Raw genomic sequence first — 14,028 nt, 5'->3', positions numbered from 1 at the left:
AAAGATTACTCAACAGCATAATTAACAACGTTGGGTTTAGAATTATGTTTCTTTTGTCACATTCAGGGACGAAATATGAAAAGTATCAAAGCCAAGCTAATGACAAGTGTATTGATAGGTCTTTTTTCAATTCTTATCGCCGCACTTATCTCAGTATTTATCTTACGCTCGCTCGCCAAAGACTTTGACAGTGTTATAAACCAAGAGCTGAATTCACGTGAGCAAGTAAATAAGGTTTTGAGTAATTTCAAAATCCAAGTGCAAGAGTGGAAAAATATCTTGATCCGCGGTCACGATGCAACGCAATACAAAAAATACGTTGAGCGATTTACACAGAAAGAAACTGAAATTCAAAACGACTTAGCATCGCTTCAAACTAAAGATTATTTACCAACCAAGCTACGAGCCCAGATATCTGAACTGCAAGCACAACATAAAGAGCTTGGTAAGCAATATCGTGAGGGCTTGGTGCAATTTGAAAATGCCGGATTTAACACACAAGCTGGCGATAAAGCGGTTAAAGGCATAGATCGCCCTGTAGTCGCAGCCCTAAACGCGCTTAGTGAAGAGATTAATCAAATTGCGCAAAACCAAACCTCTCATTTAACAAAGCAAAAAGACAGCTTAATTAATTACACCTTATTTGGTCTTTCGGTAATTACTATATTAACCATAGGTTTATTGCTGAGATACATACGAATTTTAATCACCAAGCCAATTAACCAAGCGTCTAATGTCGCAAATGAAATTGCCAATGGAAATTTAAATAACCAAATCTTCGGTCATAACCGAGATGAAATTGGCTTATTGTTAAACGCCCTGTCTCGCATGCAACAAAATTTAAATGAAGCAAACGCAAACTTAACAAGTCAGATGGACAAACAAAAGGAACTCGCAAAAGTTAACGGGCGCATTAAACAAGCACTTGATAACGTTGCTGCCCCCGTTATGATGTCTGACAGCTCGCACAAGGTTATTTATTGTAATAACCAATGCAAGTCGCTGCTAAATAATCACCAGTCTAATATTCAAATTACCCAGCCACACTTTACCAGTTCAGCCTTGATAGACCATGCCGATAGTCTGTTGTTTGATAACCAGCCAGAATTTGATGTATTGAAAAATGCCATTTCGACACAAGTTGAATGTGAATTAACTTACCAAGATAGCGTTATATTTGTAATTGCAGGACCGGTTAAAGATAGTTCCGGTGACGTAATAGGCATTGTTTATGAACTTAATGATTTATCAGAACAACGCCGTGCAGAGCAGCAAGTTGCAACTATTATACAAGCTGCAGTAGAAGGCAAACTGGCAACACGGATTGATGCAAGTGAATTTGGTGGCTTTATGTTGACACTGGCAAACGGCATTAACCAAATGCTCGATGCCATCGTAAAGCCCGTAAAACAAACTCAAGAATATTTAAATTTAATTGGCAACGGACAAATCCCAAATAGCATATCAGGCGACTATAAAGGTGATTTTCTATTAATTAAAGAAAGCTTAGAGCAATCCACCAGCGCAATTGCAAAACTGATTAATGACACTAACGCCATTGTACAAAGCGCTGTTATTGGCGAATTATCAAAACGGGCAGACGCCGATAGTCATAACGGTGATTATAAGAAGATTATCGAAGGCATTAACGCAACACTTGATGCCATTGTTACACCAATAAACAACACCTCGTTATATTTAGACCAAATAGCTAAAGGTGATATACCAAACACCATTAGTAACGATTATAAGGGCGACTTTTTACAAGTTAAGCGCAGTCTTGAAACCTGTTGTAGTGCCATTGAAGGCTTAATATCAGATACTAACCTGTTAGTTGATGCTGCGTCGAGTGGTCAATTATCAACTCGCGCCGACAGCACTAAGCACAGTGGCGATTTTGCAAAAATAGTTATTGGCTTTAACGACACTTTAGATGCAATTACCCACCCTTTAAACGAATGCCAAGATGTAATGCAAGCACTGGCCGATGGTAATTTATCTAAAACTGTAAATGGTCATTATCAAGGGGAGTTTGACACATTAAAACAAGCGGTTAATCGTAGCGTTGAAAACTTATCGCTATTGGTAAAACAAATTACCGATACCGCCTCTAACATCACTGACTCTGCAGATGATATTAAACACGGCATCAACGATTTAAGCAGCCGAACCGAATCACAAGCTGCATCTATTGAAGAAACTACCGCATCAATGCACGAAATTACTGAAACAGTTAAACGTAACTCTGAAAACGCGCAGGTTGCAAATCAATTAGCGACGCAAGCAGATGAACAAGCGCAAGAAGGCGGTCGCCTTGTTGGCAATACAGTCGATGCGATGAAAGAAATAAGCACAAGCTCAAGTGAAATATCGAGCATAATTGAAGTAATTAATGAAATTGCATTTCAAACTAATTTGCTTGCATTAAATGCAGCTGTTGAGGCGGCAAGAGCTGGTGAAAAAGGGAAAGGGTTTGCGGTTGTCGCAGCCGAAGTACGCTCTTTAGCACAACGAAGCGCCGATGCATCAAAAAATATTGCTGATTTACTCAATGATAGCGCAACAAAAGTGGAACACGGCATGGCGCTTGTAACGCAATCGGGTGATACGCTTGCATCTATCGTATCTAACATTCAAGAACTATCAGCCAATATGGCAAAAATAGCCGATGACAGTGCAGAACAAGCCAACGGGATAAATCAAATCAACACCGCCATTAAACAAATGGATGGCATTATTCAGCAAAATAATGGTTTAGTAGAGCGTGCAAATGCATCAAGTAATAATATGGCCGAACGAGCAAACGAGTTACGGCACTTGATGACGCGTTTTTCTCACTAACAGTTCAATTATCACCTTTACAACCAAAAGCCCGTTTTTTAACGGGCTTTTATTATTTCAAAATAAACTCAAGCGTTAATCGTTTACGCGATACCGCCTTGTGTTAATTTTTCGGGGTTGAGTAAATTTTCAAGCTCTTGTTGTGAGAGGTCAGTTTCCTCTAGCGCAACATCAATAATCGGTCGATTTTCTTTGTAGGCTTTTTTCGCAATATCTGCTGCCTTTAAATAACCAATTACCGGATTTAGCGCTGTGACTAAAATCGGGTTCTTATTGAGTGATTTATTAATGTTCTCTTGTTTTACCACAAAAGTAGCAATTGCTTTATCCGCAAGGTGGTAACACGTGTTCGTCAGAAGATTAATACTTTCTAATACGTTATGGGCAATAACAGGCAACATAACATTGAGCTCAAAATTACCTGACTGACCAGCAACCGTAATTGTCGCGTCATTACCTATAACCTGCGCGCCCACCATTGCTGTAGCCTCAGGAATAACTGGATTTACTTTACCAGGCATAATAGACGAACCAGGTTGTAATGCTTGAAGTTCAATTTCCCCCAAACCTGATAGTGGGCCTGAGTTCATCCAACGTAAATCGTTTGCAATTTTAATAATGGCAACTGCCAGCGTTTTTAACTGACCTGACAAAGCAACAATGGCATCTTGCGAACCAATGTTATAGAAAAAGTTTTCACTTGGTTTAAAGCTAATACCAACTGATGCACTCAGGTTACTTGCAAATTTACCGGCAAATTGTGGGTCCGCATTTATACCCGTACCAACTGCCGTACCACCTTGTGCAAGCGGCTTCACTTGTTCAAGCGATGTGTTAATACCCGCAATAGCATTTTCAATTTGGCTTTTCCAGCTATCAAGGGTTTGTGCAAACGTGATTGGCATCGCGTCCATTAAATGAGTACGGCCTGTTTTACAAATATGCCCTACTTCTTTCGATTTTTGTGTTAACGCATTAATTAAGTGGTTCGCCGCTGGCAGTAAATGGTAGTACACACCAATACAACAACTCACCTGAATACTGGTTGGAATAACGTCGTTAGAACTTTGTCCCATATTCACGTGGTCGTTAGGGCTTACGTTTTCATCAAGGAAATTCGAAGCAAGTGTAGCAAGTACCTCGTTCATATTCATATTTGAACTGGTACCCGAGCCGGTTTGAAACACATCCACAGGGAATTGGTTGTCATATTCCCCTGTCAGTACTTTTTCGCATGCATCAACGATGGCTTCACTGATATGTGGCTGTAAGTGACCGAGTTCTTGGTTTGTTTTAGCTGCCGCAGACTTTACGTACGCTAATGCCTGAATAAACCATACAGGCATAGTCAAGCCACTAATTGCAAAATTTTCGACTGCACGTTGCGTTTGAGCTTGATACAAGGCATTGGCTGGTACCTTTAATTCGCCCATGCTGTCTTTTTCAATTCGGTACTGTGTCATAGTTCACCTTTTACACGCTAAAAATTCATTACTTAAAATGCGTAACTCTCGTTCCAACTTATAATATGCCTCTAACTTACCATGATATGTACGATAAAACCGTTTAAGTGCAAACAACGGTTGATATGTAAAATCAAGGCAGATGCGTTGCACCACACTACCAACAAGTGGGTCGCATACTTTACCCAGCAAATCAAAGAATAAACGCCTTAAAAAAAGCTCTTGTAGCAACGATTGTTGGCGCTCACCATAGAAATTTGCAAGTACTAAACCGGTCGAAACCAATTCATCCACTGTTTGATATGCACATGCAGACGAACATTTGCTTAGTTTAGTTAAAAGCACTGAATAGTGGCTATGAGTGTCGCTCGCATTCATTTGTAAATGATTGTTATTATCAATTAATTGAGAGCTTAATATAGATGCAAATTAAATGCAAACGATTATCAATTGCACAAAATTATCGACACGAAGATCTATTTGCTGATTTTTCCAAACACCACAAGATGACATTTGTCATATGCAATTGCTGACAAACGTCTCTAACCACCAAGCTCCTTTTGAATAACACTATAACTGCGCCGAAAAAACGGTCAGTCATTAATCATATAAAGGAAATTACTATGTATCTAATTACGAAAAACATATACGCGTTACTTATTGCTACTGCAACGTTTACAGCTAACTATGCAAGCGCTGATCAAACGACGATTGATGAGATTGAATTGGCGTCACAGCAAAATAATGTGGCTCAACTTACGCAAATCGCAAACTCTGCCAAAGGCTATGACGCAGCGCTCGTTAACTATCGATTAGCTATCGCGCATAACATTATGGGTGAGCAAGAAAAAGCGATAAGCTTACTCGATAGCGCACAGATGATTTTAACGGATGAAAAACTAAGCGAAGATGAAACAGAGGTTAACGCATTACTTGCCCAAGTGTACGGCTATCGCATTTCGATAAAGCCAATTACAGGCATGTACTACGGCATTAAATCGTCTAACGCGCTTGAAAGCGCCAGTGAAAGCGATGATACAAACCCGCGTGTGCATTTAATTAAGGGCATTATCGCTTACAACACACCAAATATTTTTGGTGGTAGTAAACAACAAGCTCTTAAGTCACTCAATACTTCAATTAACCACTATCAAAACGACGATAATCTGGGTTATCAGTGGGGTCAGGCCGAAGCGTTGGTTTGGCGTGGGCTTACTCACTTAGCACTTAACGATGTACAAAGTGCGCTTGATGATTGGCAGGCATCACTCGACATTGCACCAAGCTACACCTGGCCACAAATGCTTATTAGCAATAATCAAGGTTAACCGCACAACAAACAGCTAATGGGCAGCATGCTGCCCACTCCCTACTGAGGATATATCATGAAAACACTAGAACAGTACCGTGAAGAATATAAACAGAAAAAACTACTCGCAATGCCAATCGCTGGCTGTTTTACATGGGCCGTATTGGGTATTTTAGGTACCTTTATCGACAGCCAATATATGGGACTTATCACCTTTATTGGTACCGGAATGATTTTTTACATCGCGTTAGGTGTCGCCAAGTTAACGAATGAAGCCTTGTTTGTTAAAAAATCCGAGCGCAACCCATTTGATAATTTGTTTTTAAGTACAGTTCTTATGTCTTTGATGGGTTACGGCTTAGTGATCCCAATGACTCAACTTGATCACACCACCGTACCGTTAAGTGTGGGTATTATATCGGGGTTAATGTGGCTTCCGCTTTCTTGGACGTTGCAGCACCCAGTCGGTGTTATTCATACAGTCACACGCACAGTATCCCTTGTTATTTTGTGGTATTTATTTCCGGAAGATAGATTTGTAGTACTGCCTTTTGCTATTGTACTCATCTATTTATTTAGTATTTACCAATTGTATTCACGCTGGCAAAATCAACTTAAGCAAACACACTCAACGGCATTAAACGTAGGTCAAAATGGATAATTTTAAACAGAGCCTCGCGGTAGAAGGAAAGTCATATTGGGTGTGGGGACCACTTGCCTTTTCTAGCTTTTATTTTTTACCCCTTATTTTTAGTTTTGAACGGTTTACGCTATTTAAACTTATCGCAATGTTTATGCTGTATTGCGTATTTATTGTGTGCTACGTAAAAGCGGTCAATGCGAAAGGTGAAAAAGCACTCGCACCCGTATTAACAATCGTAGTCCTTGCTACTTTCGGCGCTTATATTACGCCCGGCACACAAGCATTGTTTGGCTTTGCCTGTTATTTTTGTGGCTTTAACTTTAGGCAACAAAAAGGGTTACAGGGATTAATAGGCGTATTACTTGGCATTGCGTTATCGGCCTATTTGTTTAATCTGATGGATTTGTACTACATAGTGCCAGCCCTTATCACCAGTATTGGCTTATATTTTATGGGCCGTGCTGAGCGCCGCGAACGCCAACATAGATTAAGTGAAGAACAAAGCCAGCAACAAATAGAACAATTAGCTATGGTCGCAGAGCGTGAGCGCATCGCCCGAGATTTACATGATTTAGCAGGTCACAGCTTATCGTCAATCGCCCTAAAGGCAGAGCTTGCAGAGAAATTTATCTCGCACGACCAAGTATCGTTAGCACAAAGCGAAATACAGCAAGTGGCAACCCTTAGTCGTGAATTATTAAGCGACATTCGGCAAGCCGTTACCAATATGAAGCAATTTAAATTAGACGAACAGTTAAACCACCTAAAAGGTGAACTAATGCAAAACGGTTTTCAGGTAAATATCAATAATCACCTGATCAATGCCTCACCGGCCTTACAAAATGCAATATCTCTTGTGCTAACTGAAGCAACGACTAATATTTTGCGCCATAGCAAAGGTAACAAGGTTACAATTGATATTAGCGAAAACAAAATTTCAGTAATTGATAATGGCAAAGTGCATACATTTACCAACGGCAACGGCCTTAGCGGTATAAAGCAGCGTATTGAAGCACTGGGTGGCGAACTCCTTGTCAGCAACAAAAATGGCTTTTATTTAGCCATGACTTTTAAAACGGAATTATCATGATAAATCTACTTGTTGTTGAAGATCAGCAAATGGTTAGAGAAGCAATTAGCGCACTGGTTGGTTTAGACCCATTTATTAATGTTGTTGGCCAAGCACAAGACGGCAAAGCAGCACTCACGTTTTTACATGAAAACACAGTCGATATTGTACTATCAGATATTGAAATGCCAAATATGACGGGAATTGAATTAGCGGAATCATTGCAAAAGAATAATGCTAATTTAAAAACCATGATTATGACGACCTTCTCAAAAGCGGGTTACATAAAGCGCGCGATGAACGCTGGTGTGTATGCCTTTATCCTAAAAGAAGCCCCGTCAGAGCAACTCATTAATGCAATTAAATCGGTGCAACAAGGCAAAAAGGTGATTGACCCAGAACTTGCCCTACTCGCACTATCAGATACCGATCCACTTAACGATAAAGAGCGTAAAGCACTTAAACTTGCAGGCGATGGCCTTAAAACCCACGACATTGCCGCTAAGTTATTTTTATCAGAAGGCACAGTGCGTAATTACCTATCAGAAGCTATCAGCAAATTAAACGCAGTAAATCGTGTAGATGCAGCGCGTATCGCACAGCAAAAAGGCTGGTTATAAACCAACCTTTGTAAACATATTATTAGTAGCTCATATCCATTCTGACATTTTTAAATTTTTGGTCCGTTCAAATCGTACTATTGATTAGATCTACTATGAGTGAACAGCGGCCTTTCAAAAGTACTTTTCTATTTCGTCAAAGTACATTGCTTGCATAGTCAGGAAAACGACCCAACCGCTCGTTTTTATCCTGAAATAAAAGCCATCACTGCAGCATTTTACGCGCACTAGCAAATAGTTATGAAGTTTGTTACAAATGAGTCATTCAGAAAAACGAGCAACGCTGTGGTAGAAAAAACACGCGATTATGCAACACAAACTGCATGTCGCATAAATACTAAAATGTTATGTGAGTGTGACCCGAGGCAGTTAATCCGAGAGCATGTATGACTGATAAATTTGATGAAGCCAGAGCAAAGCTTTTGAGCGCAAATTATCCGCAATGGCGTAATCTGCTTTCTTGCGCGATACTGGTGGTGGTATCTACGGGCGCTGTATAGTCGTGGTGGTACGCCTATTACACGCTTCCTGAGACGGAATGCCACAAAGGCTTTCTCTACTTCTCAGTCTTGTGGCTTGCTGCTCAATGGGTAGTCATTGGTTACTTGTACTGGTATCGGGATATCCCTGCATTTACTCGGGACGCCATAAAACTGCTAATTCTGATGGCTAATGTTTGGTTTGGGCTTTTCATTTTTTCACTCAAACCATGTGGCTCATAGCAAAACCACATAACCAGTGCAGGTTGTCGGACAGGTCCTTCGCTGCGCTACACACCTTCCGCAAGTGCAAGTGTTATATTTATTCGTTAGAAAGGTGTAATTGCAGATATACATAGAATCATAATTTTAATGGACACATAAACTGAAAAAGGAATGTTATGTCAAAAGAAGAACTATTAATTGTACGAATTAATGATAAATGTGAACCAATTGACAGAGGTGATATTTATGAAGACCCTCTTGATGATGCACTTCAAAAAGAAAGCTTAGGGAAAGTGACAGGGGCTGGTTCTCAGTTAAATGAAGATTACAAAGTAGAATACTGTGAACTTGAAATAGCCGTAACTTCAGACATAGAAAAAACTAAAGAATTCATCATCGAAGTATTGAATGAAATAGGCATACCAAAGGGATCAAAATTAATCTCTGAAAATGATGAAATTGAATTTGGAAATAAAGAGGTAATGGCCGTTGTTTTTAGCAATTTATTAGCTGATGAAGTTTATGAAAAGCATGATATAAATGACGTAATCGATAAGTTTCATGAACTTCTCGGTGATAAAGGCGAAATGGCTAATCACCGAGCCACAAATGATGAAACTATTGTTTATTTTAAAGGTTGTTCATTTGAAAAAATGAAGGATTCAATTGTTAATTATTTTTCAAATAATGCCCTTTGTAATGAAGGGAAAATTCTTCAAGAAACATAAATATAACAAGGCAAATTAAAAAGTGCGCACAAAAAACAGTTGGCTTTGTTCGTACCTCACAAATTATAGCCGTTTATTTGCGGCGTTAGAGCTATAAAAATGGAAAAAGAATGTCAGTAGAAAACAACGTTTTTATGTTGAGAGAAAATTTACCATCTCCACAACAATGGTTAGAAGCCATCAAATCAAATGGATTTGAGATGGACATGGATATTGATTTTGATGTAGTAGATCATGAAGGGTTTCTCCCTTGTAAATATCAAGGAGAAGAAGCAGGTTTTGAATACTGGACGGAAGAAGTAGATATTAAAGAGTTTCTAGAAGAAGAATTACTTACCCCGGAAGAAGCTAAAGAACTAGGTAATCGTACCTTTATGGTAACTTTTACAACACATTCTGATTTTAGAGAATATATGACATCAATGATTGCATCTGCAGTTTTATGCTCAATTACCGAAGGCATGCTCGCAGAAGGTAGCGCCCCCCCTTTTATTCCAGCTGTAGAAGCAATCAAATGGGCTAAAGAATGTGAACCACAACTTCAAGAAGAGTTATAAAGCTCTAACAAGCGCCTTCTCTTTGACGTGTCACCGCGTTGCGGTGCCACGCCGTGAGGCTAATAGTTACGAATGACAGTTGATGGCACTTAAGTGACTTTCAGATTTGATTGGATCTTACTAATCGAATCTGAAAGACCACGTTAAAACTGATTCATTATTGCTCGTCAGGCTCAAAACCAAATTCGCCACTAATATGATTTGGGTAACCACAAATAGCACGGGATGTTGCCATACCCGCCATGGTTGCGGCTTCTACACAACCTGCATTAACACCGGTTTTAATCCAATCTCCGGTAATCAACAGATTAGTAAATTGCGTCCCATCCGTTGCTAAACGGTATTGGCTAGAATCAACCACCGACATTACATAACGTTCACTGGGATCGACATTTGCGCGCCAATATTGGCTATCAAAACGCGACTCTCCTACCGCATTTGTTGTATCCATAAGTGCTTGCCAATCAAATTCACCTTGTTTGGCAATATCCGGCCACAGTGGATACATTTGCTGGGTAAGTTTAAAAACGCTATTGGCTTTTACGCGTGCATTACACACGGCCTGAAAATCACTCTGGGTACTTGGTGGAAAACTGTCTTGCGTAAATGCGCTACAAAAATAGGCGACATTTTTCGGCTCGACATCACCTTGCCAATCTTCTTTATTAATCAGCTGGTCCATTGAGGCCCAGGTATCAAAAGGTTCGCTAAAGCCACTTAAAATAGGTTGCTCACCACTTGCGGGTGTATACGCCCAACCTGTTTCATCGAGTGGTTTGTCTAACCACAATTGAAACGCTTGTGTTGCAACGGCTTTTACTTTTTGTGAGGTTAAACTGAGCCTATGGTCTTTTGCTAATAACTTTTCACATAAATGAGGCAAACTGGCGACTGATATACCATAGATGACTTTATCAAAATCAACGCCCTGTTTTAGCGTCACTTCTGGCAATGCTTCACCAAAGTGTTGCTGATAAACGCTTGGCCAATCACTGTAAAAGCTCTCTAAATTAATATTGTGCTGTTTTATTAGCGCTGCCTGCTCATCGTCAATTTGCTCATAAAGTGGAAATGACGGCCAGCATGGTAGTCCTTTTACATCAACAAGCGGATTGTATTGCCCTGATTTTAGTGCAACCTGCTTTATCAGTTTAATCTCATCGACACTGTTTTCGCCTTCAATGCTTTGCGTTGGCAAAAGTTGCGTAACTTGATGAAAATATTCAAACTTAACACCGCGTTTAATGAGTAACTCGTAAATCGGACTAAATATGGTATCGCCCATACCTGCTTGCATTTTCCACATTACCCCCCCGTGATAACACAGCGATAAACGCAGCATTGCCAACGCCGCTACACCCGCTTCCACATTGGGTTTTGCAAAGTCCCCATCTTGGTAAGCAAAGACAAGATCGTAAAAACCTCGCACCGGCGCAGAATCTACTGAAAACTGTGTGTTTGCCCCATGCTTTTCTAACCACGCTCTAAAATCAAGATTGTTAATTGCGCCAAAGCCACGTTCAAACACTTTGTCTTCAATTAGACCTTCCATCATGGCAAGTGCTAAATCAGCACAAATATAAAGGCGTCGAATATCTGCGTTATCTTCAAGTAAGTCTTCAAATTCTTCGTTTAACCAACGCTTAAAACGTCGGATGATCCACTGAATCGCGGGTGGGTGTTTTGTATTAGAAAGATTTTTATCGCTAGCACGCTTATCAAAAAAGTAACTAAGCTCGCTTAGCGTAACTTGAATATGTTTTGAGAACGTTTCTAGCGAATCTTCGGCATCGTCTTTAAACTCTTGCCATTCGTCTTTGATATCGTCGACTTTTTCTTTTACTTCATCAATAAAGTGGGCAAAAAGGTTTTGCTCTTCGTCGTTTTCAGGCGTTTTAATATCGCGCGCCTTATTCAATGAGTTCGCTTTGTGCTCTAATTCGCCAATAAACTTTTTTATCCAAAAATATAATAAGCGTGCGATTTCCCAAAAGTGTAAATCCAATGTGCCATCCGCAGGGTTGCCTGGAATTAGCGGAAAATCAACAGGCCATGTTTGCCACTCGTTATCAATCAGCTCTTGCAATACAACATAACTGTGAGGCTTAAACGCCTCCTGCCAGGTTGCTAGCGGCATGCTATCGGGGCGTGCTAATTTTTCGTAGACTGATTGAATTGTTTTAAAAGAATTTACATAAGCGCCAAACCATACGTGAAGTCCGTGCTCTTCGATACGTTGACCCAAATAAGGATTGCGGCCACTAGCGCCTTTACCACCAATGCGCCAACCTTGCTGATACACTGTGATATCGTACTTATCTTGCCAGTTTTCATCGTCTGTTAAATACACCGCGGCGGTCATCGCTGACACGCCACCGCCAAGTATCACAATTTTTTCTTTTGCCATGTTAAAGTCCTTTTGTAGCGATAATTTCACACGCTTTTTCTTGGTCAAAATCCATTACAACATTAAATGGTAATAGCGCGCGATGGGTGCCGGGATAAATACCAAACATCTCACCAAGCGGAAACGTATCTAGCTGATACACGGTCACATCAAATTCATGCTTATAGATTTTAGCGCTGTGTACCTTCTTAATAATTGACGGAGAATGTACAACGCCTTGGTAAACTGCTTTACTGCCATCACCATTTGGTAATTGCTTAAATAGGATCTGGTCCATTTGCGGGTTTACAAAACCATCAAGCAACTGCTTTATAGCGTTTAAATCAAGATCAAAAAAATCAGTATCGGACTTTAGAATTTCAAACGCTTCTTTCACCAATTCGACAAAATCACTCACAGGGTGTTCGCCGCCTTGCTCAACTAAATTGACTTCAAGCAGTGTATGCTTTGCCATTTTGGTATTCGGGGAAAAAGGCTGGAAGGCATCAAGACTAACTTCAAAAAACTGAGGTAATTCACCAATGTTTGGCATCTTATAGTCACACAAATATTTGTTGTAACCCCAGGTCTCGCGTCCGTTAATCAATGCATAAATATTATTTACGGTAATAAACGCAGGATACCAATAAATATGGTCAACTTTTTCTTTACCACGTTTGTTCACCATTTTGGCGACTGGTAACCAAAATATAATGTCGGTCTCTTGCATCCAACCTTGTTCACTAAATGGAGGTACTTTAGATGCGATGTTTTCGATATCCGTAAAGGTAAGCAAGGTGTACGCACTTAGCGCCTTGAAGCGAAATTCATCTGATTTAACCGCGTTGAGTGTTACATCGATATAGTTTTGAATTTTTTCGCTACAGCCTTTAACGAAAAAGCCATATTGATTGGCATTCAACATGCGACACGGTGGTTCGGCAATTACATTGCCAGGAAATTGAATAAAGTTGGGTTGTAAAGATGGTTGCGCCATAGTCTTCCCTCTAAATCGCAATTCAAATTAGGTATTTAACCCTTTGAAAATAGTACAAACTTGAGAAAGAGGGAATAATTAGTTTCTATTATTTTTACGCTTTAATTGGTAATTTCGATGTGCTTAGCAATTTCACTGGCTAATAACGCATAGCCTTGCGCGTTGAGGTGTACTCGGTCGGATTTTTTGCTGGCATCACCCAATAAATCGGGCAAGGTATCTTCAATAAGCACCAGATCATATTCATCAGCCAGTTTTTTATACACTGGCATCGGTGAAAGTAACAAGCCAAATTGCGGTACGGCAACTAATATCACTTGCGCACCGTGTTGCTTAGAGCGGACAATCATTTGCCTTAAATTTGCTTCGAGCTGGGTTTTACTTTTATTTTGCAGCACATCATTACCGCCATAACAAATAATAATAAGGCTCGGCATATGTGTTGTTAACACATTGTTTAAACGCGCGAGCCCTTGGCTGCTGGTTTGGCCTGAAATGCCGCTATTTATCACTTCAATGCCCAACTCGCTTGCCAGTTTTGCAGGATAGCTATTTGATTTATCGACCCCAACCCCTTGCGTAAGGCTATCGCCAAACGCAACGATGTTAGCGTATGGGCTAATTTGCACGGTATTGTTGCCACCGCAGCCATAAAGGCAAATTACCATAAACATTAACAGGGTGATGCGTATCATATTACTTGCCTCTGTG

General features: G+C 40.1%; 12 protein-coding genes. 7 read left to right on the top strand and 5 right to left on the bottom strand.

Annotated elements, in window-relative coordinates; genetic code table 11:
* The first annotated feature begins 75 nt into the window (after positions 1–75).
* A complete protein-coding gene (locus AC2IOM_RS14555) occupies positions 76–2,841 on the top strand; it encodes a methyl-accepting chemotaxis protein (protein ID WP_486360191.1) in 2,766 nt (921 codons plus the stop codon).
* Between the two features lie 83 nt (positions 2,842–2,924).
* Here the strand turns inward: AC2IOM_RS14555 and AC2IOM_RS14550 are convergent, their stop codons facing one another.
* Both AC2IOM_RS14550 and AC2IOM_RS14545 read right to left on the bottom strand, forming a co-directional pair.
* Entirely contained in the window at positions 2,925–4,304 is a 1,380-nt protein-coding gene (locus AC2IOM_RS14550) for a class II fumarate hydratase (protein ID WP_486360190.1), read from the bottom strand.
* Positions 4,305–4,307: 3 nt separating this feature from the next.
* On the bottom strand, positions 4,308–4,682 hold the full coding sequence (locus tag AC2IOM_RS14545; RefSeq protein WP_105172951.1) for a hypothetical protein: 375 nt from the start codon (positions 4,680–4,682) through the stop codon (positions 4,308–4,310).
* A 245-nt stretch (positions 4,683–4,927) separates the two neighbouring features.
* On the opposite strand from AC2IOM_RS14545, the gene AC2IOM_RS14540 reads away from it, so the two are divergent.
* From AC2IOM_RS14540 to AC2IOM_RS14515, 6 genes are all read left to right on the top strand, one after another.
* Positions 4,928–5,632 carry a tetratricopeptide repeat protein gene (locus AC2IOM_RS14540; RefSeq protein ID WP_486360189.1) on the top strand — a complete coding sequence of 235 codons (705 nt, stop codon included), beginning with the start codon at positions 4,928–4,930 and terminating at the stop codon, positions 5,630–5,632.
* A gap of 57 nt (positions 5,633–5,689) precedes the next feature.
* Entirely contained in the window at positions 5,690–6,274 is a 585-nt protein-coding gene (locus AC2IOM_RS14535; protein ID WP_486360188.1) for a DUF7010 family protein, read from the top strand.
* Positions 6,267–7,346 carry a sensor histidine kinase gene (locus AC2IOM_RS14530; protein ID WP_486360187.1) on the top strand — a complete coding sequence of 360 codons (1,080 nt, stop codon included), beginning with the start codon at positions 6,267–6,269 and terminating at the stop codon, positions 7,344–7,346. The genes AC2IOM_RS14535 and AC2IOM_RS14530 overlap by 8 nt, the downstream gene beginning before the upstream one ends.
* The gene (locus AC2IOM_RS14525) at positions 7,343–7,945 is read left to right on the top strand and encodes a response regulator transcription factor (protein WP_486360186.1); all 603 of its coding nucleotides are present in this window, start codon (positions 7,343–7,345) and stop codon (positions 7,943–7,945) included. Before AC2IOM_RS14530 ends, AC2IOM_RS14525 begins: the two co-directional genes overlap by 4 nt.
* An 880-nt stretch (positions 7,946–8,825) precedes the next feature.
* Entirely contained in the window at positions 8,826–9,377 is a 552-nt protein-coding gene (locus tag AC2IOM_RS14520) for a hypothetical protein (protein ID WP_486360185.1), read from the top strand.
* Positions 9,378–9,487: 110 nt separating this feature from the next.
* The gene (locus AC2IOM_RS14515; protein ID WP_486360184.1) at positions 9,488–9,934 is read left to right on the top strand and encodes a hypothetical protein; all 447 of its coding nucleotides are present in this window, start codon (positions 9,488–9,490) and stop codon (positions 9,932–9,934) included.
* A gap of 157 nt (positions 9,935–10,091) precedes the next feature.
* Here the strand turns inward: AC2IOM_RS14515 and AC2IOM_RS14510 are convergent, their stop codons facing one another.
* The 3 genes from AC2IOM_RS14510 to AC2IOM_RS14500 form a co-directional block, all read right to left on the bottom strand.
* Complete coding sequence (locus tag AC2IOM_RS14510; protein ID WP_486360183.1) at positions 10,092–12,341, bottom strand: NAD(P)-binding protein; 2,250 nt, start codon at positions 12,339–12,341, stop codon at positions 10,092–10,094.
* A gap of 1 nt (position 12,342) precedes the next feature.
* Positions 12,343–13,317, bottom strand: a complete 975-nt coding sequence (locus AC2IOM_RS14505; protein WP_486360182.1) for an acetoacetate decarboxylase — start codon at positions 13,315–13,317, stop codon at positions 12,343–12,345.
* Between the two features lie 101 nt (positions 13,318–13,418).
* Positions 13,419–14,012 (bottom strand): GDSL-type esterase/lipase family protein, encoded by a 594-nt coding sequence (locus AC2IOM_RS14500; protein WP_486360181.1) that lies wholly within the window; start codon positions 14,010–14,012, stop codon positions 13,419–13,421.
* Between the last annotated feature and the right edge of the window lie 16 nt (positions 14,013–14,028).

It is taken from the genome of Pseudoalteromonas sp. NS-SX12, assembly GCF_057367955.1.
Note: the sequence above shows the minus strand (reverse complement) of the source record. Positions and strands in the feature narration are given on the sequence as shown.